The organism is Peribacillus sp. FSL M8-0224 (assembly GCF_038003055.1).
GTDB lineage: Bacteria > Bacillota > Bacilli > Bacillales > DSM-1321 > Peribacillus > Peribacillus frigoritolerans.
In genome coordinates this window covers 3409069-3434261 of record NZ_JBBOOJ010000001.1, presented here as the reverse complement: position 1 = coordinate 3434261, position 25193 = coordinate 3409069, and the positions used below count along the sequence as shown (strand labels likewise).

Sequence of the window (25193 nt, the reverse complement as noted above, 5' to 3'; positions counted from 1 at the left end):
TTCATGAAAAAAATCATCGTCTTCTCCTTCTGTTTTTTGCTGATTGTTTTCTTCATTTTTCAGCAGAAACATTCTCTATCTAACCATGAAGAAAAGATATACGTTGAAGATTTTAACGGGACTAATGATTCTGTGAAGATTCAGGCCGCCATTGATCATGCTAAGGCCAATAAGTTAAAGACGGTTATGCTGGATGATAGGGAGTATTCGATTTCATCACCGATTAAAGTTAGGGAAGGTGTTAAGCTGCTATTTGGATACGGGACGAAGTTCATTGTTGAGGGGAATTTCAGGGTGCTTGAGCTTGAGCAGAATGCTTCCATCGAAGGTGCTTATGTAGTGATAAATGATGCTGAATTTGATTCAGAGGTCATTTACTTAGATGGTAAGTATAAATATTATAATACCTGGAACAAAACGCATGTGAAGGATGTAAATATCATTAATTGGTCTGAGAGTAATCAGGGTACAGCGATATCTTTATATGCTGGCGGTAAGGAACATGAGATTTCTTTCGTGAACTTTGAAAATGTCAAGGTTGCAGGGATGGAGACTGGAGTAAAATTAATAGCTGAAGAACCGTCTTCTGGTAAGGCCTGGATCAATGCTAATCGTTTTTTGAATCTTTCCTTAGAAGATTGTGTGAATATGATTTACATTGATAGTAACTCTACCGTACCGAATGAGGTTAGTGGTAATCAATTTACTAACTTACAGATACAGCCTTCAGGGAAAACAAAGAGCATTTTGAAGGTAAATGGGCAATACAATAAGTTTGAGGGCATGGTTTGGGATTTGGACAAAATCACACTTCAAAACGATGTTATTGAACTTAAGGATAATAGCATGGGCACTAGCATTGATATCCCATCTCTGCCTGAAAGTCGAATCGCTGACAGAGGTCAAGCCAATATCTTGAATCAATAATAAAAGTGAAAAGGGTGATTAGCTAATAGATAGGCACACACCCTGTAATGTAATTGGAGATAACATTAATAACCATTAATTAACTGGTACTATTGCTTATCCATGGGGAATGATCCTTCCCTCTTTGGATAAAGAGTATATATGCCAGTTTTTTTATATTTAGTAGTCATAGCTTTGTAGTGATAATTTGGCCTTGGTCATTAATAGTCACTTTCCACTTTGTTCCGTTTGGTGAAGCCAGTGTCACAGCTTTCCCTTTTTGAAGTTCTAAATCTCCATATAATGTTCCGCCTGTAGTCGGCAGCCAAGCTGCACCTTGCTGTAACGATGATCTTGCAAAGATCCGATTGATTCGGAATCGTCTGTGCTCTTGTGTATACCCGCTTAACGTCAATCTAATCTTATACAGTGTTTCTGCTCTTGCTTCTGAGATAACCGTGTTACCTGCATTAAACGGGAGATTTTTTGCAACTGTCCAAGGTCCATTTAAGCTTTGTTGATATTCAATTAATACTCGGCTGGGACTTTCATTCCATCCAAAATAAATACCAAAGCAATTTAGCATTTTAATAGGTTGTTTGGTAAAATCCAATTCAATCACAACCGGTTGGGAACTAGGGACATCGAGGTAATTTACACTATGCTCATCGAGTAAGTTGAAACAGTTATTGATATTTCCTCCATAAGGAGCCTTTCCAGAAAGCTGACGTACAGCGTAGCGGACGTTTGCATTTACTAGGATATCGTCTTGATTCCCGACCAGATGAGCTTTTCCTAAGGCAAGAGGTGGATATACTTGGAGCGATTCTTCATGAGGAGATGTGCATCGATTGTATTGGCCGCGATCAAGGATGGATGTGGAAACCTGATTCGAGCTTAGGTAATTGTGATGGGAAGTGGAGGAGAATTCAATGACGAGCGGGGGATCATCCATACGGTAGGTATCCCATATGATGCCTTCAAATATATTATAAGCACCTGAGCATCGAATGACTTTTTTCGTTTGTTTTCGGCTTTGAACTTGAATTCCAGTAAAGGTGTTGCCTGAAATTTCGTAAGGTAGATCACTGCTTCCGACAATCTCGATTCCATACTGGCAGCCATCTATAAAGATGGACTCGAAGGAGTTGGCATTAATCCAGCATGGGGTATCTACATTTGTTAGTTTTTCAGTTTTTAAATAGAGGGCTGTATGGAAGTTTGTGATTTGGAGGGAGCTTGCCTTAAAGAAACTGATGAAATCCCATGCTTTGTTGCAGTATAGATGGATAGCTATACCTTGATATGTTGTTGTACGGTTAATTATATTGATATTCGATATAGCTGTATGATTATGGATTTCTATTTGCTGGGCCCCGGAAAGGAAAATGACGGATGAATTGAAGCTAGTATCGACGACTTCAATCGTCCCGCCGGAGAGGGAAGCATCCTTTTGCAGCTCAAAAACCTGGAAATTACCTTTAATTATTAATGTTATCGTCGGATCAATTTCTAGATGGACATTTTGCTTAATGATAATGGGGGAGGAGAGGGTATATTGTTTCTTCCCTGTAATGACAACTTTAGAGTAGTTATTATCTACACAATAATCAATCGCTGCTTGAATGGCTGGAGAATTATCCGCTAGATTCGGATCGGCGCCAAAACAATCAATATTAGCAATATCTCTGTTCTGGCAATCCTCAGGGAGGTTGAGTGGGTCTGCCATATATAACACTCCTTTTATGGTGATGTTATATAGCATATGCTTGTCCAAAAAGTATGTATAGGTATAAAAAACAAAAAAAACAAACGAGGTCATCGTTTGTTTTTTGTTCATTGATAGGTTTTCAGTGTAGAATGAATCATATTCGAGAGGGAGAAGGATTCCTCTACTTTTTGTCTTGCCTTTTTTCCCAAGCGTTGTCTTAAATCCACATTATCTTGAAGCGTTTTAATTTGTTTGGCAAATTCTTGTTCTGAATGCTGTGAGATGAGAATCCCGGTTTCATGGTCCACAACCGCCTCTTTAATGCCGCCTACATCGACTGACATAATTGGCGTTCCGGCTGCCATTGCTTCCAGGACGACCATTGGAAAAACTTCTCTAAGTGATGTTAAAAGAAGTACGTCCATATTGCATATAAATTCATACGGATTGGAGGCATTGCCAAGGAGCATCACTTTATGGCGTAACTTTAAGTCTTTAATCATTTTTTCTACAAATTCCCGCTCCGGTCCATCTCCAGCAATATAAAACATCACGTTAGGTACGTCTTTTAACTCATTAACGATTTTCAAGAAAAGTTCATGATTTTTCTCTTTTGATAAGCGGGCTAAAATTCCCACATTGAAGGTTTCTTTAGGCTGTAATTGTTTAAAAGAAAAGTGCTCCACATCTACGCCATTGTAAATCGTCCGAATAAGTTCCTTCCTAACACCAAGCTGAAGTAAGTTATCCCGTTCAAAATTACTAATTGCGATAATTTCTTCCACATGCTGATTCAGCACTCTTTTAAATAGAAAGGGCATCTTTTTTTCTAGGATGGTTACATTATGCTTGGTATACACGAGCTTGATATTTCTTCTGGTCAGTTTCTTGATGGCAATCGAGTATAGCAGCATTCGTAAACTATTGGCATGTATGACATTGATGTGTTTTAAGCTGACTTCTTTAGTTAGTATTTTAAGGTTGGCAAGGTGATTCTTTAAGCTTAAAGGAATGAATTGTTGTTTGTTATGAATTTGCTTGTACAATTCCCCTGTTGCAGCAGCAGAGTAAAACGTCATGTTTTCATCCTGGAGATGGTTTTCCAATTTGCAAAAATACATCTCAGCTCCGCCTGTTATGAGTTTATCTGTAAGTAGCAGGACATTGTTCATATACCTTATTTCCCTCCATTTAGTAAAGAGGCAGGCTGTGAACCTCTGTTTTTGTTGTATGCGTTATAGGCGTACTTGCTAAAATAGAAGTTAGCTTTTACGAAATTTAATTTTTCCTGGCTTCGTAACAGCTTCCAATATCGGTAAGCAGCCTTAAATTTATTTCTTGAAGTAGAGTTACTTACAATCCGATATTTGGATAACACTTTCGGTAAGCCATGCGCTTTATATCCTTGTCGTAACAGTAACAGCCATAACGCAGTATCCTCAGGCTGAATATCGGGCATTTCGATATGCTTGATTTGCAGCCTATCCAACATCACGGTTAAACAGCCAATTGTTGTATTTCCAATCAGATGCTTATAATCTACTTCTTTAGGTGCCTTTACTTCAACATCAAGAGACTTACCTTCTTCATCTATTAAAGAATAGGAGGTGAAAGAGAAAGCTAGATTTCCCTTTTGCATAAATGCGACTTGTTCTTCCAATTTAGTTGGGAGCCATAAATCATCACTATCAAGAAACGCGATATATTTTCCGTTGGCTTCTTTAATGGCTATATTTCTTGCGCGGGCAGCTCCGACATTCTTGGATAAGGGAATAAGTCTGATCCGTGAATCGTGCTCTGCATAGGATTTAATGATAGAAACAGAATCATCCTTTGATTGATCATCTACAATGATCATCTCCCAGTTAAAATAGGTTTGATCTTGGACAGTTTTTATCGTTTCAGGGATAAAAGACGAGCAGTTATACGAAGGAGTTATCACGGAAACTAAAGGTCTGTCATCCTTTTTGCTGTAGGTCATTACATTCCACCTCTTTTTTCTCATATACCGAAATATATTTTAAAGTTAGTGCTAAAAAGGAAAAAAATGCTTCATTTATCATGAGTGAAAGGGACATCATCTGTATTAAGAAAGCAAAAAGAGTAAGCACAATGAACGGTTTTTCTTTATGTAATTTAGTCTTGAATAAAGTGATGATAAGCATTAATAAAAAGGAAAGGTAAAAAAGAAAACCAATGATTCCAGACTCTACTAAAACCTCTAAATACGTATTGTGAACATATAGCTTTTCATTATGCTCAAAAGCGTAATAATCGGAAAAATTAAAAGCGCCAATGCCAAAAAGGGGATTTGACATAAAGTAGTTGATCGCCTGCCCCCATAATTCAAACCTACCGCTGCCCCCATCTGTTGAAAAGTCAGAAATGCGGCTCGTGACGATTTCATTGAGATCTATATTGATAAAAGATCCAGCAACATATATTACCCCTAAAAATAATAAGGAAACAGCTAACATTTTGATTTTTTTTGAGAAATTAGCTAACAGCATGTACAAAACGACCACCAGTACAAGCGCTAAAATACCGCCTCTAGAAAATGTAAGGAGGGAAGTAATCATACATAGGAGGAATCCAATTGAATGCTTGAATCCCTTTAAATTGGTTAAATAATAGGAAAAAAAGATTGTGTTAAAAAAAATGAAGATGTTGGGGTCATCCAGTAAACCGATTAATCTTGGATAATCCCGGTCCAATAATAATCCATATGATGTAATCTCAACACCTGTTGGAAATCTTCCTGTCACCTGTATTCCAATGAAGTATAATAATAGGCTAATGACGTTAAAGATGATTCCGACATTCGCAATCGATTTCTCAATCGCACTTAACGAAGTTAGCTCCAGTACATATCTCATGATGAAATAACAGCCAAGTACCAGTATCACTCCTAGAATGACCCGAATGCTCGATTCAGGATACTGAGAAAAAGCGCCGCTCAGACAATAGGTGAAATAAAATAAGAGCAAAAGAATTTCATAATGATAAAGGGTATGGAAATAAAAATCCCGAAAATGAATGCAAAAGAAAATGGCTAGAAATATCATATAAATTTTTAAAGAAAAACCGATGGAGATATTATATTTACTGAGCGTAATAAAAAATAACAAGAGAAAGACTGACCATATAGAGGTGTTTTTATTAATTAGCAATCTTTCCATTCTCTTTTTGTCTCCCATCTTGTAAATGTTCGGTAGCAGGTTTCTTTTTAATAAAGCCAACGATTAATTGCTTGATGCTCTTATCGAGCAGCAAAATTAGAGCAGTGACGAAAATGATGGTAGAAACCATGGCTATAAAAGGATACTCGGATAATAAGTTTTGCATTAGGATGAAACTAATGCAAAAGAAGGTACCATACGGCAGGATGACCTTGAAAAGTACCGCTCTTTTTTCTGGGTTGGCAGCGACATAGCCAATGAATGAGACGATTTCCATGGTAAGGACGGCAAAAGCTGAGCCAGCCACTGCATAGTTAACGCTCATAAAATAGAAGGAAACCAAACCAACAGTGATGGTTATAAACTGGACAATTGTACGCCGGTTCTGTAATCCCCTTGTTGTGAGACCGTCAGCAATGGCAATATTAAAGCCTTGCAGAACGATTATAAAAGCCAATATTTTTAAAGGCTGAACCGCAGATCCCCACTCGGGTCCAAATAAAATGGTGACGAGATAAGTGGCCAAGTAGAATAAGGTTATAGTCATGCACATGCCGATATAGGACATGATTTTCATTTGCAGGATATTCAATCTGGTGTGTTCTGCAAGCTCCCCTTGGTTGTATCGCTTAAATAAAAGCGGAAAAAAAGCGCCTGCGATGACCCCTGGTATTTGGTATAAAGCAGAAGGAATCCGATAGGCTACTGCAAAGAGACCGACAAGCGCTAAAGGCAGTGTTTTTTCCAGCACCAATGGACCCAATTGTGGGCTTAGCATAATAAATAACCCACTGATTAAAAACGGACTAAGATTCGTTAATAATTGTTTTTCAAAAGGAGACTTCCATTTTATTTCCGCTTTTTTCAGCAGTAAATAAAGGCTGTAAAATCCACCGGCTAAATACGAGAATCCATATAAAAAGGCTGCTAGATGAACATCCACCTTTAAGCCCATACTCACCGTGGTTGAAAGTATCAACGCAAAAGAAGAGAAGATTTTTATCGACGCGATGAATTGCATCCTTTCAGTTAATTGAAAATAGGTTATTCCTATACTTTGCATCGCCAGGCCAATGACCATTGGGATCATTAAGCTATAGATCATATAAAGAATTTGTTGTTCTTGATAAAGAATATGAATGCCGGCAAAAAAAACAAAAAAGGTCAAAAGGGAGCAAACAATCCGAATCTTAATATAGGAAGAAAATGTTCTTCCTAGGTTTTCCTTTTTTGATCCTTCCCTTAGAAAAGTATTACTTGTCCCGAGGTCCGTGAAAAAGTTCATGACCATGGCAAGAGCCAATGCCACACTGAAAATTCCATAGTTCTTTGAGTTAAAATAATTTGCTAATAGAATGAGCGTGGCTGCATTAAGAACATTAGATAGAATGGTACTGTAAAATAAATGGACAATATTTTTTAAAATAGAATTTTTCTTTATACTCACTTTATTCGCTCCCGATTTTATGACGATAAAGTCGATGACTTGAGTAGTGGTGCAGGTGAGTGAATGGTCTTTCTGGTTAAAGAAGGCTGATTTTGGTTTAAATAATATTCATATGTGCTCGCAAGACCCTGTTCAAGTGAATGAGCGGGGTGCCAAGCCAATTTTTGAATGGTTGTTTTATTACAGAGTAAGCTTTCTTTGATATCCCCATTTTTCGCTGGCTGATAAATAGGAGATAAATCATTATTGTCAAAGGATTGAATAATTGAGAATAATTGATTGATGCTTGTACTGGTGGTTGATGAGACATTGAAGGTGCCGCTTTCTTCATATTCCAACGCCTTCAGATTGGCATCGGCTACATCCTTTACATAGATGAAATCCCTTGTTTGAGTGCCGTCTCCATAAATGACGGGCCGCTCATTTTTTATGACAAGATTAGTGAAGATCGATATAACACCGCCTTCGCCGCTAGCTGTCTGTCTTGGTCCATATACATTGCTGTATCGAAGATTCACATAATTTAAATCGTATAATTCTTTAGCGAGCTTTAGATAGTCCTCTGCCGTTTTTTTCGATGCACCATAGGGTGATAATGGAGAGGTAAGATGTGATAATGTGATTGGCATGACATCAGCATCCCCATATACAGCCGCAGATGAAGCAAACACGACTTTTTTAACGGCATACTTGTGAGAAAGCTTAGCGATGTTAATCGTTCCCATGATATTGATCCTTGCATCATTCGTAATATCCGAAATGGATTGTTGTACACTAACTTGTGCAGCCTGATGAATGACATAGTCAGGCCTAAATGTCTCCATCGCATTTTCAAGCAGGACCTCATCTTCAACATTTCCAAAGAAGGGAGTGACTTTGGCCTGGACATTTCCGATGGATCCGGTGGAGAGGTTATCATATATAGCCACTTCATAATTATTACGGATTAATGTATCAACTATATGAGAGCCAATAAATCCAAAGCCCCCAGTTACTAGTACTTTTTTCATTTTTCATTCCCCCTTTTTTGTTATCTAGCTCCATAACCAGTAAAGACTATGGTCAATGTTCGGAACAAAATTTTGACTTCCATAGCAAATGAGCGGTGTTGAATATAATATAGGTCGTAATGCAGCTTTTCTTTTGGTGATAAATCATAGCCTCCATTTACTTGTGCCCATCCAGTAATTCCAGGTTTTACATATAAACGGTTTTTAAAGCCAGGTAAAAACTTTTCAAATTCTTTATAGAAATATTCCCTTTCAGGTCTTGGCCCGATGAGTGACATATCTCCTTTTAAAACATTTATAAGTTGAGGGATTTCATCAATCCGTGTTTTTCGTATAAAGGCTCCTATTCTAGTAACCCTGGAATCATTTGCACTTGCCCACTTAGGTCCATTTTTTTCGGCATCGATGCCCATGGAACGCAATTTAATCATGTTGAAGGGCTTCCCATCCAGGCCTAGTCTTTGCTGATAAAAAAAAGGGGAGCCAGTTGAATCAATAGGGATAAGAATGCAGAATAAAAGTAAAATAGGTGCTGTTAGTATAAGCATAAAAAACGAGATGATTAAATCCATAGTGCGCTTTATATTAAAATTAGATGATGTCGATAGTGGTTTTGTCAGAATTTCTTCCTGCCTATCGACTCTGACTTTCGAATTCACTGGTTATCCTCCCTGAATTAAGAAATGATCATTGATCCTGAAATTTCAAGATTTGCCCGTTCAAATTGCATTTTCACACCGGCAATTTTCTCTAACTTATCTCTTCCTTCTTGTATCGCTAATATTATGCCATCACAATATTTAGCAATGATATTTGCATCAGGTTTATTTAAACTGTCTGATGTATGGAATAAAATGATGTCAAAATCCTTCTTCCACTCTTCTATCAGAGTTGGAAGGGTTTCTAATGTTAATAAAGTTGCTGGCTCATAAATGGCTTCGCTTGTTGGTATACAGAATAGATGACCCTTAATATGTATAGCATGTTCGTTAATGGGTTTCTCATTTAAAAGCAGGTTGGTCAAACCGAATGAATTATCGATATTAAACACTTGATGCAGCGAAGGCTGGCGCAGATTAGCATCCACTACAAGGACTCGTTTACGCTGCTCAGAAAAGGCAAGTGCTAAGTACGCTGATGCATTTGCAATATTCTGTGATTGTGAAAGAGATGTAATCATTAATATTGAATCGTCTTTATGAAGGTTGGACTCGATATTGTTACATATCGAATAAAATTGCTCTTTATTGATTTCATTTAGGTAAAAGGATTGTTTCCTTGTGAATTTAATACTCACTATATTCACCCCGTTTTGTGGAAGGTAAGGTTTTATATGTTGTTTTACGTTTTCTGTTTATTCTTTTGGTATTCAAATCCAGCCTCCCTAATAATGGAATTCCAAGAAGTTCAAGCTCCCTATCGGAGTAGGTTGAATCATCAAAGTGCTCTCTAAGAAGTGCTAAGCCTATTCCAGCAAAAAAGCCTATTACGATTGAAATGGCTATGATGAATTTCGGCTTTGGGAAAAGCAGTTCTGCTTGTCCCATTTCATTATCATTGAGAATACTAATCTGTTTAACGTTTGTAATGTCTTTAAAATTAGATATCGAATGCCTCGCTACAGTTTGGGCGATGTCCTTAGCGGATTCAGGATTTGAATCCTTGACGGTAATCGTGATGATTTGTGAATTATCTCGATTAGTAATGGAAACTTGCTTAAGTAAGTCATAGCTAGAAGTCTTAAGATTCAATTCCTCTTTAACTCCTAACATGATCTGCGGACTTTTAATGATGTCCATATACGAAAGGGCAAGCTGTCTGTTCTCTTGAACCTTGTTTATCGAGGCTTCCTTTTCATCCATGCTTAATGATCCTGCCAAAACTTGAGTGGAATACTGATAGGTTGGTTTCATAAGGTACATGGACGAAAAAATAATAAAACCAGTAATACAAAGGGTAGATAGAATAATGATAAATATTCGCTTTTTTAAGATTCGTATAAAATCTTTAATTTTTACTTTTTCATTCATCGATTTCACCACTTTTTTAGAGATAGTAAGAATACGTTCACAACTTGCAAAGAATTTTTATATAATAGTAGGAATTATCCTATTTTGCGTTTTAAAGCTATGTGGTCTTTGGAAATTACTTTTTCTTGTTTGTTTCTTGTGAAGTACGATCCGAGCCTCATGCATGGTTTTTCCACGAGTAGATAGGACGCTGAAGAGAGTAAAAAAGATAAGAAAAAGGAAAATATCAATATTAAACCGGTAGGCAGCTTGTTATAGAATAGGTACATCAATGAGAATAAGGATATAAGATGGTACAAATACAAACTATATGAAATCTTCCCGAGAAGAGTTAGCAATCTAGACCTTAAGACCGCCGAAATTTTTTGGGAACATACGCTCATGATGATAAAAATGCAAACACCGAATGAGACAACATAATCCCTAAAAATATAATTGTTTAAAAAATCCACTTCACCAATGATGCCTTCGTACATAAAACAGATAATTGCACCCAACAACCATGCAATTTTTACAGGTTTTTTCATTTTCAAGGTATAGGAAAAAAGCCCATGTCGATATTTCGCTATTATTGCTCCCATTAAAAAAAGAGTACTGTAGTGGAAACTAAGAAGAATGCTTGTTATATCCACATTAGAACCAAACAAATACAAAAACAAAGTCGATGAAAAAATTAAAACAAAAAGCCATAATAAAGAATCTTTAAGCTTTTTTCGTATAAATAAAAAAATCAGAACAGGAAATATAATTGAAATTCTCATTTCGTGCACAAGGGACCATATAACATTGTTATAGGCGTCTGTATTGTACTGCCCTATAAACAAAAGATGTTCTATTAATAAGGAAGGATTATCCGGGCCTGTCCAAGATTTATTAAACCAGTCAGTGATATAGGGCAAATCAATTTGGCTTAAAAGCATTTTAGCCAATATAGCCATGCCTATTGCTACTAGATATGGTATATAAATTCGAAACACTCGTTTTATTAAGTATGTAGAATAGTGGAATTTAGCACTATTAACTGATAAATACAAAACAAAACCACTCAATACAAAGAATAGAATGACAGACTCATTTCCACTGCTAAAAAAAAGGCGTAAAGGAGTTTCCTTAAACAAATAAATCATGTAGGAGCTGCTTGAACCATACTGATAATCAGCATATGAAGGGTATACCATCAAATAATGCCCAATTAACACAATGAGAGCGGCTAAACCCCTTAATGAGTCGAATTCCTCATATCTAGTCATATCCTCCTCCATATGAACCGTTTTTTTTATAATATAGCACTTGTTCTTAATAAAGTATAGTTAGTTCTTTAAAACAGACAAAAATAGACAAAAAAATATAAAGTTAATCATTATATCCTAATTTTCAGGCTCAATTATGAAATTCAAATGGGCAAATAAAAATAAGGGATTCCGGGTTATGGGATAATTCCTATCACCAAATATATATAACGTTTGCAGTTTGGAATTAGCTAGCAAGATAGAGCTGGAAAGATCAAGTAGTTGATGAGAGGATTAAATTACTAGAATAGATTAATAATGAAAATAATTGACATAATAATGTAAATATGGTAAGTTCAACTTAATTATTCGTTATAAAGAACAAATTGTTCTTTGTGTTTTAGCCTGTTGATTCTATCGAAAGATATAAAATAAAAAGCTCAATTAATAATCTTATAGAAGAAAGGATGATTTTTAATGCCTTTATATCAAATGAGAGAAATATGGACACCTTTAAAATTAGTTGGGGTAAAGTTTTTTAAAACAGAAGAAGGAAGTATTTTTATGAAAGTTTTTAATAAACGTCGAAGAAAATTAACGTAATGCAATATCGTTAAGCTTGTTTGTGATGAATCAAAATTCCCAATACCTAGTTGTTTTTTTTAGAATATTGTAGAATGATGACGGAAATTAACGAAAAGTATTTTAATTAATGGCCAGGATTTTAAGTATAATAAACATGAATATAGTATTTAATACTTAGTGAAAAAATTCATGGGCTATTACGATTTCTTAAAAAGAAAGAATGAAAAAATTAACTCCATGAACTAAAATAGGAAGATCATAATGTGAAATATTCTTGAGAAAGGCAAACCTATTGAAAAATAGGGACGCAAAATTACAGGTCTAAGGCTTTGCTAAGACGGCTGTGTTACCACAAATAGGCGGAATTTGTCATGGAAGCAAACAATGAATTGGAAGAATGGGTTTATTTAATGTTAGAAGCGAAAAATTCAGGCTTGTCCATTAAAGATGTAAATGATTTTATTGTAGAAAATGGATCAAGAGAAAAATCTTACATCATGGGATAAGCTATATGTACCTTAGGGAAGGCTGTTATACAGTCTTCTTTTTTATTTTCATTACCGGAAATTACACCGTAAAAGGTATCCAGAATAAAGAACAAGGCGATGATAATAAAAATGTGACCTAATTGAGGGGGATTTTTATTATGGATGTACCTATTGCCTTTTTGAAGGGATTAATGTGGGGGACTGTATTTAGTGTACCGTTATGGTTGGCATTTTGCGGTTGGATAAAGATAATCATGAATTTTATAAATTAAGTGCTTAAGATTTAAATTATTAAAAAATAATACCTACGCAGGATTTAAGAAATATAGCCTATAAAAAATAGTTAATAATACCTAAAAGTCTTTGGTTATGTGCCGATACTATACTATAGGTTTCAAGCAAAGGGACTTCGCAACAGGCGATGTCAGATAGCTGCCATCGAAATATAAGGAGATTATTTGATGACAAAAAACAAATTCATTACGTTCGAGGAAGTTTATGAAAAGAAACAGAGAAGCAAGAGAATTTTTATTGGGACTTATATTACTATTACATTAGTTTTGATATCATTAATGACTTATTTTATGGGACAAGCATAATATGGGGTTGATCGAAGGGGCTGAGGAATCGGTCCTTTTTGTTTTTATCCATATATATTGAGTAGTACTGAATATTAAGAAAATGTTAATATTCAGTCATTTTTCTGTTAGTAAACTAGAATCCGCTTGCCAATCTCTACTATATATGTGATTATCAAATAAATGAGCTATTTTCCTTATTTTTGAAAAAAGGATTAGGACAACAGTATGGAATGGTGGCTCAATTATATATTGGAGTGGAAATTTCGAATGGATTTTTTTGATATTTTAAAAGACACTTTTGCCAAGGGTGAGTCTGGACAAGATGTTACTGTAAAGGAACTTGTGGAGGAGATTAAGGAGAAATTAAGCGGGATCATTGAACAACCTGATAGTATATGATTGTAGATATACATATTGAACATTTTGCTCGTGTCATGGGCGATGGTCACCTTCTTTTCTTTTATCGGTGGAGGATGCGTCAATTAATCTAAGAAATCATTATTGATACATATACTTAAGGAGCATGTTTAACAACATGCTTCTTTTTTATGGTTTTCCATTAAATAGATTAATGATGCATAAGAGGGTGATGAGGGGGAGGAAACAAAATTAGATTCCAATAGGAGTATTGACGGCTATTCTTATGGTTTTAGCTATAGGAGTGCCTCAAAAAGCGTGGTTGAAGATTTCTATCAGTATGAAGTGAATCGGAGTTCGGGAAGTCCTGGGAATTGATAAGTTTTGAAATAAAGCAGCGGTTTCTGAATCGTGCAGATTATGTGCAATATAGGTGCCATGTATTTTTAAAGCAAATGGCTGTCCAGATATTTCAGTATGATAATGTATGACGATATTTAAGAAAGTGAAAAACTAGTGTCTGGATTAGGTTGGGAGGCAGCATTAATCGGCCTATGAAATACCAGAGTTACACAGGTCTTCAATTCTCGCTTTGGGGTGTTTACTTTGGAATAAAATTGTTATGTCGTCAAAGAAAAAGACGAATGGCGTTTGTTATGGAATTATCAATTTGAATAGATTCCTCTCCTTTTTCAGGCTCAAGTTCGTTTTATTGAAAAGGGAGAGGCGCTGCTCTCATGTAATGGCGAAAAGATCTACTTCTCATGAAACATATTTCATTCTTGAACGGTCACTGATGGCTTTCAGAATAAACATTTTGTCCTGTTTGCTTAGCATAGCCCAGCTGCCTGCTTTGATTTTCATTTAAATCCACTCCTTTTGTTTAGGATCATTTATTATAGTTGATGAATGATGGTTGATGGAATTCCGGGTCCAAAGAATAATAGTGTCAAGTGATGAAAGGGGCAAGGGGAAGATATAATTGTCAGCTCATATTAGATTATACCGTCTTTTCATGCCTAATAAACAACAAAAATTCCAACAAATCTCTACATTTGGTGTTCGTTTTTTGTCAGAATATTGGACGAGAAAATGAAAAAGCTGTCAGGATGCGGGTCCGGACAGCTCTTATATTTTTTCTTATTTGATGGATAATTGTTCTTTTAATTCGGATTGAACCTTTTCTTTTTCTTCATCCGACACAATATTATAGTAGACTCCGTCGATTTTCGTTCCATTTCCTGGAATGGTTGCTTGGGTTATGCTTTTGCTTGCGTCCCTGTAGTTCTTCTGGATGTCCATCATGTCATCAAACGTCAAATTCGTCTGGATATTTTTACTTAAAGCATCGAATACATCATCGTATTTCGTCAGGGATGAAAGGCTAGCGCCTTCTTTGATGACAGCCTCGATGATGGAACGTTGTCTGGATTGACGGCCATAATCACCATTCGGATCATCATATCTCATTCGTGAATATTTAAGCGCATCTTCTCCATTAAGATTAATGCTTCCCTTTGCAAAATGGACGCCTTCATAAGTGAAGTCCAAATCGTTTTGAACGGTCACGCCGCCGACTGCGTCAACGATATCCTTAAAGCCTTCCATATTGATCTTCATATAATAGTCGATTGGGATATCCAGGAAGTTTTCAACGGTATCCATGGACATTTTCGCGCCCCCGAAGGCAAATGCATGGTTGATTTTATCCTGTGTCCCATGACCGACGATCTCGGTCCTTGTATCACGCGGAATGCTTAGCATTTTGACCGATTTCTTTTGTGGATTGACTGTCAAGACGATCATTGTATCTGAACGGCCTTTGTCGCCATCACGTTCATCGACGCCAAGCATGAGCATCGAGAATGGCTCCTGATCTGATAGTGCAAGGTCTTTCGTTCGTTTATCGGTGGTACGGTCTATTGGTGTATGCATCGTGTCAACGGTTTTTGTCAGTGAATTCCATACGGAGTAGGCAAAGGCTCCCCCAGCTAGTATAAAAAGTAGGACAATTATCCCGACTACCTTCAGCCATGTCCGTTTCTTTTTCTTCTTTTTTTCATGTCTCATAGTTTACTTCCTTCCTCTTTTTGTAACCACTTCATCTATTATATTTAATTTCATAGTAAAAGAATAGTATATTTTGCTATTTTATAATACCTTTGGCATATTTTGGTGCTAATAACTGAACAATCTTGAAGGGGTTGGGAAGTTAGATAAAGGGGTGGCTGATCGGAAAATCTACACTTCTTTCGTTCTTGGCTGTGCAATTTGGCCTAGTGTTTATTTTTTTAGATTCATATATTTAGAGGTTGCAAGTCTTTTTCATAAGTATTGTTGCTGCCATGCTGATAACTATTTGCCTTTCAAAATTGATATATGACAGCAAGCTCCGTACAATCGACTCCTGGACCATAATGTCCAAGCCTGAGAATGGTTCAGCCATTAAAACGACTGATGTCTTCCGAGCTAGCACTAATTAGGGGAAATCATAAAGTAGCTTCGGAAAAGAGTCCGAGGTTATTTTTTTGTTTGGAAGGAGAAAAACTATGACTCTAATGAATTTGATCAGGTGGAATGGATTAACCAAATATATCCAGGTGTATGAAGTTTTACTTCAAAATGGGTGATAAGCAAAGTCCCTCCAAGAAAGAAGGCGCATATATATGCAATACGGATATCCTTAAAGAATAAATAAATCTTGGAGGCTAAGCACAAATGGAATATTTAACTGAAAGTTCATCATACGAAGAAAGTAATTCAACGGAAAGTTCATCATACGAAAGTGATTCAGCGGAAAGCTCATCGTACGAGAGCGATTCAACGGAAAGCTCATCGGACGAGGGTGATTCAACGGAAAGCTCATCGGACGAGGGTGATTCAACGGAAAGCTTATCGGACGAGAGTGATTCAACGGAAAGCTCATCAGACGAGGATGATTCAACTGAAAGCTAATCAGATTTAACAACTAGTTAATTTAGAACGAAGATTTACTTTAAAATGGGTGATAAGCAAAGTCCCTATTAGAAAGTAGGAACATATATATGCAGTACGGATATCCCTAAAGGATAAATAAATTTTGGAGGTTAAAGAATAAATGGAATATACAACGGAAAGCTCATCGTACGAAAGCGATTCAACGGAAAGTTCCTCGTACGAAAGCGATTCAACGGAAAGCTCATCGTACGAGAGTGATTCAACGGAAAGCTCATCGTACGAGAGTGATTCAACGGAAAGCTCATCGTACGAAAGTGATTCAACGGAAAGTTCATCAGCCGAAAGCGACTCAACGGAAAGTTCATCAGATGAAAGCAGCTCAACGGAGAGTTCATCAGATGAAAGCAGCTCAACGGAAAGCTCATCAGATGAAAGCAGTTCAACGGAGAGTTCATCAGATGAAAGCAGCTCAACGGAAAGCTCATCAGATGAAGGCAATTCAAATGAAATCCTTTCCGAGGCTGCAGAAGAAGCAGAAGAAGAAGAAGAAGAAGAAACTGAAAATTCAGCCGAGGGTGAGGAGAATGGCAGTCCTCGTCGTGTGAATATATTTAAGAAAATGTGGCTGGATAATATGATTAAAGCATCGAAGGGGATCTATAAAGACGAAGAGTGACCATACAGGTGCAGCAACCAAAGAGTTGTTGTGCCTTCTTTTGTAAAGGGACATGCCGCTAGACTCTTAATTGACGCTAGGATTGTAATCCATTTACTAGATACGGGAAGCCTGTTTTTTTCTGCGGGGAAAATTGGCCAAGCAAGGCAATTCAAAAGGAAAGGAATTTAGCCTAAGCGGTTTCTTAAGAAAGGACCTAGCCGGAGTATTTGGCTGACAATTGTACATATTGTCTGGAACACAATTGGTTTACTGGTGGTTTTTCACAGAATAATAGTCTTGAACGCATGTTGAAAGTTGTCAATAAAAAAACTCCGGATTTGAAGTGATCCGGAGTTATTTCTTTTTCTCGATATTTTCATAGACCGAGGCAAGGGCTTGTTCAAATTTCCCGCTCTTTTTCGGTTTGTAATATTTTTTGCTGCGCAGTTTGTCCGGTAAGTATTGCTGTTTCACCCAGCCATTTTCGTAGTCATGCGGATAAAGGTAGTCGATGCCGCGGCCGAGTTCGGTGGCCCCTTTGTAATGGGCATCCTTAAGATGATCTGGTACATCGCCGCTATGGCCGCTGCGTATGTCTGATAGAGCTGCATCGATTGCGACAATGGCCGTGTTCGATTTTGGTGATAGGCATAACTCGATGACTGAGTTGGCAAGTGGGATCCGGGCTTCAGGGAAACCGAGTCGTTCAGCGGCTTCGACGGCAGCGAGGGCCCTGGGGCCAGCCTGGGGATTGGCCAGAGCTATGTCTTCGTAAGCGATGACTACCAAGCGGCGGGCGATGCTTACAAGGTCGCCGGCTTCGACTAAGCGACCCAAATAATGAAGGGCTGCATTCACATCACTGCCGCGAATTGATTTTTGATATATAGACACCTATGAGATTTATTCGATTAATTTTAATATTCAGAATATAAATGTTGATAAATAAACGGTTAAATACTATAATTGATTTATCACATATTTTTAAATTGTGAGATTTATTAAATAAAATAGTTAGCACATATAAAAATAAGAAACACATTCTGGAGGTTAATCTAATATTATTTTTTGTGTTTTAGGAGGACAAAGTCTCGGTGCGAGCAGCACTCCGCAGAACGAAGTTCGAGGACTGGATTTGAGTCAATATTTTGGATGCAAAAAAATAAATCTCTAAGCTGTATTTTTAATGGAATTTTATATCCTAAGCTGCTATGAATTATTTTTCAGTTATACCAACCTTCAATAAATTGAAATAGCTAATTTAGCTTTTCAATACATGCATTGTCATACGGGCAACCTTTCTGGCTAAAAATGATTGTTTAATATGATGATTTTGGGTATGTGTCACTGTCTTGTATATTGTGAGCCAAGATCTTAATGAAGATTTAAATCCTCCAAGGGGGGAGTGAGCGGGTAAAACGGAGAAAGAACTCATACTATCTGCTTTAGAAGCTTTAGAAGCCCTCCAGACGTGGCAAAACACTGTAGATAAGCATGCGATTAAAGTAATTTACAGACAACAATCAAGAACGGCTCAGTAGCGTTTTACGGTGTCACATCTACAGGCGTAGATCTCCGAGTGCGAAAATCATGCTGTCGATCCAAGCGTAATTCCTATGGGTAGAAAGTCTATGGAGAGGGCTATAGCATGAGGCTTTTATAATCAGTTCTCCGAATTTATCGAGGAACACAAGAATATATACCCCAACTTACTCCAGACCTTTTAGCATTTTTTTATTTTAACAATCTTTAACATTTACTACCCTAGGGGTGAGAGGAAGTGAAGAATGAATCCTAATGCGGGATTAACGTTTGCAGTTGTAAAAGCAAATACAGATATAGGAAATGGGTATATTGTTGAATATGCAACAATTGTTGTAAAGGAAAAAAGCAGTCACTTCTTTAAGCCACACCCAGTTACTGATTTTATCCGCACTATATATGCAAAAACAGATAATAATTATAATACTCAAAAGGCAGCAGCAGAATCTATTAAGAGATTTTTAAACTGGTTATTAATTGATAACTATGAAACGTATAGATTATCAGAGTTTAAACAGTTCAGAATCAATCATGTAGTAGATTATCTTAACTATAAGAAAACAACAAAATATGAAAGACGGAAACGGAAAGAATCAGAAATTGAAAATGCTGGTCGTTATCGTTCATCTCAGACCCTCAAAAAAGATGCAGATTATATATTTAGCTTTTATATTTATCTTGCCAAAAGAAAAATATTACCCTCCTTTGTAGCAAACGAATTTCTCGGGTATCAAAAAAGTGATCTAGCCAATATTTCAATTTTCTCCGAAAATGGCTTTTCACTACCTGGCGATGATAATTCTAAAAATAAACCAATAAAAATAACGGCATTTCCTAATGACAAGTTAATAATGTTGTTTCTTAAAACTGCATTAGAAAGTAGTAATAAAGAGATCCAAATGATTGCTTTAGCAGTTTATTTTGAATTTTTTGGAGGCCTCAGAGCTGGAGAGGTTACCAATGTCTCAAGGTCCGATTTAATACTAAAAGGTGAGTATGGTGCAAGAGGATGTAGCCTTTCATTGAGTCGTAAACAGCACTTTTGGCTTAGATTAAGAAATACTGAAAAAACATATCCAAAAGGTGATACATCAGAATATCCCACGCAAGAAATACAACTCACATCATTGTTTCCATTACTAGTAAAGAATCATTTTTCACTCCTAAATGATGTTGGTGATAAAAACAAATTTAATGCCTTATTTTTAGACCAAAATAATAATCCTATGTCAGGCGATGTATTTGAAAAACGGTTTATGCGACTTAAAAACCTTTTTTTAAAGAGATTAGAAGATGAGAAGAATCCCCATTACACTTTTTTAAACTTACATGAATGGGACACACACATTGGACGAGGAATTTATACGAATCTGATGGCAAGGAAAGCAAAAAGTCCGGAACAACTTGCACTATGGAGAAGGGATAAAAGTACTGGTGTTGCATTAAGATATTTAAGTAAATTTAAAATTCTTCAAGAGAAAGAAGAAGGATTAGAAGCATTATATACCTTTGAATTTAATGATTAGAGGGCGTGATAGAATGTCAGAAACAACAAGTTACTCAAAAGAACAAGTGTGTAATAAAATTGGGCTTTCCCCTGAAAACGTTTATACCTTTGATCTTTTGGTTGAAATTAAACTTATTTGGAAAATTGGAGAAGAACGCTACTCAAAGTATTCCGTCGATAATTTCTTTCAAAATTTGAATGAAAACTACATAACACACGATGAACTTAAAAATATCACAGGCCTCAGTGATAGACATTCAATTAGAAATAAAATAAATTCCCTGACCACTCCACCGTTTCAGTTTAGGTATAAAAGGAAAACTTACATCAACAGAAAACACATCGAAAAATTGATACATACTTATACGAATTACTACACCATTCCTCAATTGACTAAAATAATTCCGGCAAATGCTGCTCATATACGGGATGGGTGTACACGCGGAACGTTTACTCAACTTTTTGATGATTATGTAGAACCAAATAATAACCCTTCTGGTCCTGTATGGTTGTTTAACAAGAGAGAGGTTGAATATTATATACTTCTCGCTAAAGAATATAGTGAGAAGTATATTACCAGGGAAGAAGTATGTACGTATCTTGACCTTGCTGCACCTCCTATCACTCTAACAAAAATAGATGTCCCTCGTTGGTGTTATTACTTCTTGGATATATTAGGGAACGGTAAACGAATTATCAAATATTTTTATCAAAGAGAAGAAGTACAAAGGTACAAAGAGAATAATCTAAGAAGCACAAATACTATCACCTCTGCACCATCTGACCCCCATGAATATTTTATATTTATTTTAGAAAAAGAGGATATTAACATACCTTCTCATTTAACACAGACTTATATATTATTTAAACGTTACGCACAAGATCTTCTTTCAAGAAGTAATGCCTCCTTTAAATCCATAAGTAAAGGTTCAGTTCCTGCTTTAATTAATACTTTAAGACATATAGTATATTTTGAGGTTCATAAGGAAGTTTTTTATTATCACAACGGAGAGGCCTTTAAGTTATTGGCATCTTGTGAGTTGTTTAATACCAAACAGTTTCTATACAGATTTCTAAAGTTTGTTAAATCTGTAAGGGTAACTAAATATAGAATAAAAGATATCCCAAATCCAAGAAACGAGTACTTAACTCCAAAAACCAAAAAAGAAAATTATAACTTTGAGGAATGGAAAACAATTTACTTACACGCTAAGGACTTTGAAAAACACCAACTTTTAGCTATTAGGGATGAAAAATATGCTTCCATCTGGCTGTATATTTTAATACATTTAACAAACAGCTGGAGGGCAAGTGATGTTTCAAATGTTCCTGCAATATCTCCAGAAGCCATTGGTGTATTTGATATAAATTGGTTTTATTCATATCACCTTACATTACCTCAAGGTCAATTAATAATAAATCAACTAACTCTTTATAAAAATATGATTCATCATAAATCAAGAGCAGATCGAACTTTTGTGTGTAATCCTAGCTTAGTTCCAACAATGGCTTCAGCGTTATGTATTTGCGAGTTCCATAGAAGAAAAACTAATCGAGCAAGTCTTATATTTTTTGGTACAAAAGATAATGATGTCAGTAAATACCTTCTGAAAAATTTTTTTAGAAGTAATGAAGATTTAGTCAAATTAGAGTTTAAAAATAGAAAGGCTAACTCAACATTAATGACACACTTATTTTATTCAATACAGAGTCGAGAAGGCAAAGGAAATTCAGCATTTGAAGTAGCACAAGCCATTAGAGATCATCTATCCGAAATAACTAAAGAATACATTGCTGTTGAAGATAGGGGAATTACAAGGCAGCTATTTGATAGGGGGGATTTTGGTTTTTTATATGACCAATTGCATGATGTATTATCTTCTAATAAACAAACGCTTGAAGAAAGAACAAGTAGTATAGCGAAACTTCAAAGATTACTGCCACCAGTCGAAATTGAAGCAACTATTGGTTTTTTAAATGAAAGAATAACTGAACAACATTCACTTGCATGGCATATGCTTCAATTATCTCCAGAAGAGGCAATGGAGTATGCTAAAAAGTTGTATCTGAGAGAAATGCCATCCCGGGCTGAACATATACAATGTGGTATGTATAATAATTGTCCAAAGAATAAAAAATCTCAAAATTATCCGTGTAATGGATGTGGTTTTTCTATCCCTAATATCTATGCAATTACAGAGATATTCACTGACTTATTGAAGCGTCTTGATAAATATAATGGTTTAACATTGGAAATACCAAAGAAAAGGGAATTGAAATTTATTACACGATTGCTTGATGTATTATCAGAAGCTATAAACTCATACGGAGAAGAATATGTTTGGTCCTTTTATCCTGGTGGGGAAGAAGCTTTCGAACAAAAATTAATAGCCATAAGTGGGTGATGAAAATTAGCCAGTCTTTTGTTTTTTTGGAAGAAGACATGCTTGATATAGAATCTGAAGACACATACAATCTTCAAGATACATTAGATAATGCAATATTTACTTATCAAATGTTCGTAGAACAAAATCGTATAGTATCAGGAGACTTTGAAGAAAATGTTTGGAAGATGGAAAAGTCTTATAGCACAGGTTATATAAACCTTAGATTTTTAGATGTTATTGATAGAAATGTCTTATTAATGGTTAAATGCTGGATATTAGGTTTAGCCCCGAAGTTGGAAAACAATACGGTTAAGGACAAAATATATTTGGTTCAGTCATTTTTAGAAAAAACAGAGACACTTAACGAGAAATATTTAGATAATCTTGAGGATATTATTAATGGATTTGCAGAATCGCTTAAATACAAAGCGATAAACGCAACAATGAATTTTTTAGATTACTCGTCTGCTGAGAATAGTGAATTATTTTATAATGAACTGGAAAGTATTTCGAAAAAGTTCGGCAGATTTACTAAAATAAGAACCCTACCACCATACAAAGACATCTTGCTATTTTCACATTACCTTAACTATTATTGGAAAGCATGGAGTGCTGAGGAGCAATTCAAATTCTTTCCTATATTACTCTGGTGGAAGATAACGAGTGTCATTCCTCTAAGAATTGGGGAATTCTTATCACTAAGTAGAAATTGTTTAGTACACGGTAAATTTAAGATTAAGCTCCCTAGAAGTAAGAATGAAGGTCACGAGGCACTTCAAGTTATAGATGAAATTGAAATAAACGAAGAACTCTATTCTTTAATTTCAAGCTATATTGAACTGACTAATGACTACGGGGAATCACACACACTTCTCTCTTACCCTGCCTACCGGAAATCTAGAAACCATAAGGATGTATTTGCAAAAACTATAAATCCTAAAAGATTCAATAAAGATTCATTTAATACTTTATTAAAAGAGTTTTATCAAGAGCTTAGTATCAGGGAAAAGATTACAATTATAGAAAAGGAACGATATAAAGAAAAATTAAAAGAAGACAATGTATTTACCCTAAATCCTAATGAGATGGTAATGATGAATCCAAATGATACAAGACACCACTCCATATGTACTCTAATGTTGCAAGGGTTCAACAGGTTAACAATTGCTAGGTTGGCAGGTCATAAAACAGTTGAAGCACAATTCCATTATCAAAAGCACTTGGACTCTTATGCTCAATCAAAAGTGTACGAACTCACAGTTTTAAATAGCTTTAATGAAGATGTAACGTTTGGAGATAACACCTATCAATTGTTGATAGATATTAGGAATAGATCCCTTCGAAACCCAGATGATTTTGATTTCTGTAATAAAGTAGAGTTAGGATATTGTACGGATGAAAATATGGAATGTGAGTCGGATAATTGTGTGTATTGCACAAAAAACTGGATTCCAGAAAAAGAAATTGATGAGAATATTGATTATCTCGAATCTATTGGTAATGAAATGTTATCAAAAATAAAGCAACGTACTTTTGTTTTAGAACGGTTATTTAACGAAATGGAGTTCACTCGTAATGGCAATTATTCCCCTGAAATCAATGAAGAATTTAAAAGGGAAGCATTAACGATAAATAGCCTTATTGAAGATCTGAGTAAATTAAATTTAAAAATTCAACCGGGGAGGACTTAATGGGCAGACCTGGAAAGTGGAATAATCCCGAGACGGAACAAAGGTTGCAAGAATTAGTTTACCTGTATAGACAAGATACGCCACATAAAAAAATCAGAATTAAAGATATGGTTGAATTTACTGTTAAAATGAATAAAATTAATCCAGAAAAATTCCCACATACTTATGATCGGTTTACTTGGGGGGACTATGGTAGGGTCTTTTTAGACAGAGCTAATGCTAATTGGGATATTAAAACTTATAAAACAGATATAAAAGATTATGAATTTATTCAAATACCTAATTATACCGGTCTTGTTGAAAAGTTTTATCATCAGAAGGAAATGCTAATTAAGAAGTTATCAGTATGTGAAGTATCGCATCACAATATTCTTGAAAAATTTATTGAGAGTGAAACGAAACGCCTAGAATTAAAAGACAAAGTAAAACAACTTGAAAAAGATTTAAAGAGATTTCAAGACCTTATTACAGAAATTGCACATTTAAGTAAATCTGAATCCTTACAAGAAAAATATGGCCTGAAAAATATTATTTCTCCGAATGCTAATAAAGCAAATCAACAATCGATGGAACAACTAGATAATTTAAGAGGTTTTTTAAATTCTGAAAAAGAAATATTGAAAAAAAGTGAGACCACGAAAGAAGAATTCCCTCCTAATAATTCACTTTTAGATCATTGGAAGGGATTAAAGAAAAAGAAACCCAAGCAATAATAAACCCGAAAATTCTTATTTACTAGGGAGTATAAAATATCAGAAAGAATGCAAATCAGCCCTTTTAATTTCTGAATGATGACCATCAAGCAGTTAATGTTATTACGTTGCTCATAAGAAACTGGTGAAAGTCAATGTTTCATCGGCAACAATAATTTCAAAACTAATTAAAAATAATAATAAAGTTAAAGTTCCAAGTTAATTAAAAAGTTATTTTAGTCTTATCGTCCTATGT

The 25193-nt window shown here is 35.6% G+C and carries 20 protein-coding genes, 2 pseudogenes and 1 riboswitch; of the genes and pseudogenes, 9 read left to right on the top strand and 13 right to left on the bottom strand.

Annotated elements, in window-relative coordinates; genetic code table 11:
- The first annotated feature begins 3 nt into the window (after positions 1–3).
- A complete protein-coding gene (locus MKX49_RS16530) occupies positions 4–927 on the top strand; it encodes a hypothetical protein (RefSeq protein ID WP_340877063.1) in 924 nt (307 codons plus the stop codon).
- 166 nt (positions 928–1093) lie between these two features.
- Here MKX49_RS16530 and MKX49_RS16525 read toward each other — a convergent pair whose 3' ends face one another.
- The 10 genes from MKX49_RS16525 to MKX49_RS16480 all read right to left on the bottom strand — a co-directional run bounded on the left by MKX49_RS16525 (position 1094) and on the right by MKX49_RS16480 (position 11533).
- Complete coding sequence (locus MKX49_RS16525; RefSeq protein ID WP_340877062.1) at positions 1094–2635, bottom strand: hypothetical protein; 1542 nt, start codon at positions 2633–2635, stop codon at positions 1094–1096.
- Positions 2636–2742: 107 nt separating this feature from the next.
- Positions 2743–3789, bottom strand: coding sequence for a glycosyltransferase family 4 protein (locus MKX49_RS16520; protein WP_340877061.1), 1047 nt, complete (start codon positions 3787–3789; stop codon positions 2743–2745).
- 5 nt (positions 3790–3794) lie between these two features.
- Positions 3795–4598, bottom strand: a complete 804-nt coding sequence (locus MKX49_RS16515; protein WP_340877060.1) for a glycosyltransferase family 2 protein — start codon at positions 4596–4598, stop codon at positions 3795–3797.
- A complete protein-coding gene (locus MKX49_RS16510; protein WP_340877059.1) occupies positions 4576–5796 on the bottom strand; it encodes an O-antigen ligase family protein in 1221 nt (406 codons plus the stop codon). The genes MKX49_RS16515 and MKX49_RS16510 overlap by 23 nt, the downstream gene beginning before the upstream one ends.
- Entirely contained in the window at positions 5777–7243 is a 1467-nt protein-coding gene (locus tag MKX49_RS16505; RefSeq protein WP_340877057.1) for an oligosaccharide flippase family protein, read from the bottom strand. Before MKX49_RS16505 ends, MKX49_RS16510 begins: the two co-directional genes overlap by 20 nt.
- A gap of 17 nt (positions 7244–7260) precedes the next feature.
- Complete coding sequence (locus MKX49_RS16500; RefSeq protein WP_340877056.1) at positions 7261–8253, bottom strand: NAD-dependent epimerase/dehydratase family protein; 993 nt, start codon at positions 8251–8253, stop codon at positions 7261–7263.
- 20 nt (positions 8254–8273) lie between these two features.
- Positions 8274–8825, bottom strand: coding sequence for a sugar transferase (locus tag MKX49_RS16495; protein ID WP_445670170.1), 552 nt, complete (start codon positions 8823–8825; stop codon positions 8274–8276).
- 104 nt (positions 8826–8929) lie between these two features.
- Positions 8930–9550, bottom strand: coding sequence for a CpsD/CapB family tyrosine-protein kinase (locus MKX49_RS16490; protein ID WP_340877054.1), 621 nt, complete (start codon positions 9548–9550; stop codon positions 8930–8932).
- Positions 9540–10283: a YveK family protein gene (locus MKX49_RS16485; protein ID WP_054400157.1), complete on the bottom strand. Its 744-nt coding sequence runs from the start codon at positions 10281–10283 to the stop codon at positions 9540–9542. Before MKX49_RS16485 ends, MKX49_RS16490 begins: the two co-directional genes overlap by 11 nt.
- 74 nt (positions 10284–10357) lie before the next feature.
- On the bottom strand, positions 10358–11533 hold the full coding sequence (locus tag MKX49_RS16480) for an acyltransferase family protein (RefSeq protein ID WP_340877053.1): 1176 nt from the start codon (positions 11531–11533) through the stop codon (positions 10358–10360).
- Positions 11534–12369: 836 nt separating this feature from the next.
- Positions 12370–12451, top strand: a riboswitch (cyclic di-GMP riboswitch).
- Positions 12452–12468: 17 nt separating this feature from the next.
- Here MKX49_RS16480 and MKX49_RS16475 point away from each other — a divergent pair.
- Both MKX49_RS16475 and MKX49_RS16470 read left to right on the top strand, forming a co-directional pair.
- The gene (locus MKX49_RS16475; protein ID WP_340877052.1) at positions 12469–12603 is read left to right on the top strand and encodes an anti-repressor SinI family protein; all 135 of its coding nucleotides are present in this window, start codon (positions 12469–12471) and stop codon (positions 12601–12603) included.
- Between the two features lie 830 nt (positions 12604–13433).
- Positions 13434–13565: a hypothetical protein gene (locus tag MKX49_RS16470; RefSeq protein ID WP_340877051.1), complete on the top strand. Its 132-nt coding sequence runs from the start codon at positions 13434–13436 to the stop codon at positions 13563–13565.
- A 1098-nt stretch (positions 13566–14663) separates the two neighbouring features.
- Here the strand turns inward: MKX49_RS16470 and tagU are convergent.
- Both tagU and MKX49_RS16460 read right to left on the bottom strand, forming a co-directional pair.
- Complete coding sequence (gene tagU / locus MKX49_RS16465; RefSeq protein ID WP_048681289.1) at positions 14664–15593, bottom strand: polyisoprenyl-teichoic acid--peptidoglycan teichoic acid transferase TagU; 930 nt, start codon at positions 15591–15593, stop codon at positions 14664–14666.
- A gap of 280 nt (positions 15594–15873) precedes the next feature.
- Positions 15874–16002 (bottom strand): annotated as a pseudogene (locus MKX49_RS16460) (ABC transporter ATP-binding protein); the annotation flags it as partial.
- Positions 16003–16241: 239 nt separating this feature from the next.
- Here MKX49_RS16460 and MKX49_RS16455 point away from each other — a divergent pair.
- Together MKX49_RS16455 and MKX49_RS16450 are read left to right on the top strand one after the other, a co-directional pair.
- Positions 16242–16478 (top strand): hypothetical protein, encoded by a 237-nt coding sequence (locus MKX49_RS16455; protein WP_340877050.1) that lies wholly within the window; start codon positions 16242–16244, stop codon positions 16476–16478.
- Positions 16479–16620: 142 nt separating this feature from the next.
- Positions 16621–17136 (top strand): hypothetical protein, encoded by a 516-nt coding sequence (locus tag MKX49_RS16450; protein WP_340877049.1) that lies wholly within the window; start codon positions 16621–16623, stop codon positions 17134–17136.
- A 336-nt stretch (positions 17137–17472) separates the two neighbouring features.
- Here the strand turns inward: MKX49_RS16450 and MKX49_RS16445 are convergent.
- Positions 17473–18012: pseudogene (locus tag MKX49_RS16445) on the bottom strand (AAA family ATPase); the annotation flags it as partial.
- An 893-nt stretch (positions 18013–18905) separates the two neighbouring features.
- Here MKX49_RS16445 and MKX49_RS16440 point away from each other — a divergent pair.
- From MKX49_RS16440 to MKX49_RS16425, 4 genes are read left to right on the top strand one after another with little or no spacing between them, the layout of a single operon-like run.
- Positions 18906–20186 (top strand): hypothetical protein, encoded by a 1281-nt coding sequence (locus MKX49_RS16440; protein ID WP_336866451.1) that lies wholly within the window; start codon positions 18906–18908, stop codon positions 20184–20186.
- Between the two features lie 13 nt (positions 20187–20199).
- Positions 20200–22572 carry a hypothetical protein gene (locus MKX49_RS16435; protein ID WP_336866450.1) on the top strand — a complete coding sequence of 791 codons (2373 nt, stop codon included), beginning with the start codon at positions 20200–20202 and terminating at the stop codon, positions 22570–22572.
- A 38-nt stretch (positions 22573–22610) separates the two neighbouring features.
- Complete coding sequence (locus MKX49_RS16430) at positions 22611–24245, top strand: hypothetical protein (RefSeq protein ID WP_340877048.1); 1635 nt, start codon at positions 22611–22613, stop codon at positions 24243–24245.
- The gene (locus MKX49_RS16425) at positions 24245–24958 is read left to right on the top strand and encodes a hypothetical protein (protein ID WP_340877047.1); all 714 of its coding nucleotides are present in this window, start codon (positions 24245–24247) and stop codon (positions 24956–24958) included. The genes MKX49_RS16430 and MKX49_RS16425 overlap by 1 nt, the downstream gene beginning before the upstream one ends.
- Positions 24959–25193: the final 235 nt, after the last annotated feature.

Bases quoted from the DNA above. Each gene is read 5' to 3' on its own strand.
- MKX49_RS16530 (WP_340877063.1), top strand. From the start codon at position 4: ATGAAAAAAATCATCGTCTTCTCCTTCTGTTTTTTGCTGATTGTTTTC.
- MKX49_RS16525 (WP_340877062.1), bottom strand. From the start codon at position 2,635: ATGGCAGACCCACTCAACCTCCCTGAGGATTGCCAGAACAGAGATATT.
- MKX49_RS16520 (WP_340877061.1), bottom strand. From the start codon at position 3,789: ATGAACAATGTCCTGCTACTTACAGATAAACTCATAACAGGCGGAGCT.
- MKX49_RS16515 (WP_340877060.1), bottom strand. From the start codon at position 4,598: ATGACCTACAGCAAAAAGGATGACAGACCTTTAGTTTCCGTGATAACT.
- MKX49_RS16510 (WP_340877059.1), bottom strand. From the start codon at position 5,796: ATGGAAAGATTGCTAATTAATAAAAACACCTCTATATGGTCAGTCTTT.
- MKX49_RS16500 (WP_340877056.1), bottom strand. From the start codon at position 8,253: ATGAAAAAAGTACTAGTAACTGGGGGCTTTGGATTTATTGGCTCTCAT.
- MKX49_RS16495 (WP_445670170.1), bottom strand. From the start codon at position 8,825: ATGGATTTAATCATCTCGTTTTTTATGCTTATACTAACAGCACCTATT.
- MKX49_RS16485 (WP_054400157.1), bottom strand. From the start codon at position 10,283: ATGAATGAAAAAGTAAAAATTAAAGATTTTATACGAATCTTAAAAAAG.
- MKX49_RS16480 (WP_340877053.1), bottom strand. From the start codon at position 11,533: ATGACTAGATATGAGGAATTCGACTCATTAAGGGGTTTAGCCGCTCTC.
- MKX49_RS16475 (WP_340877052.1), top strand. From the start codon at position 12,469: ATGGAAGCAAACAATGAATTGGAAGAATGGGTTTATTTAATGTTAGAA.
- MKX49_RS16470 (WP_340877051.1), top strand. From the start codon at position 13,434: ATGGATTTTTTTGATATTTTAAAAGACACTTTTGCCAAGGGTGAGTCT.
- tagU (WP_048681289.1), bottom strand. From the start codon at position 15,593: ATGAGACATGAAAAAAAGAAGAAAAAGAAACGGACATGGCTGAAGGTA.
- MKX49_RS16455 (WP_340877050.1), top strand. From the start codon at position 16,242: ATGGAATATTTAACTGAAAGTTCATCATACGAAGAAAGTAATTCAACG.
- MKX49_RS16450 (WP_340877049.1), top strand. From the start codon at position 16,621: ATGGAATATACAACGGAAAGCTCATCGTACGAAAGCGATTCAACGGAA.
- MKX49_RS16440 (WP_336866451.1), top strand. From the start codon at position 18,906: ATGAATCCTAATGCGGGATTAACGTTTGCAGTTGTAAAAGCAAATACA.
- MKX49_RS16435 (WP_336866450.1), top strand. From the start codon at position 20,200: ATGTCAGAAACAACAAGTTACTCAAAAGAACAAGTGTGTAATAAAATT.
- MKX49_RS16430 (WP_340877048.1), top strand. From the start codon at position 22,611: ATGCTTGATATAGAATCTGAAGACACATACAATCTTCAAGATACATTA.
- MKX49_RS16425 (WP_340877047.1), top strand. From the start codon at position 24,245: ATGGGCAGACCTGGAAAGTGGAATAATCCCGAGACGGAACAAAGGTTG.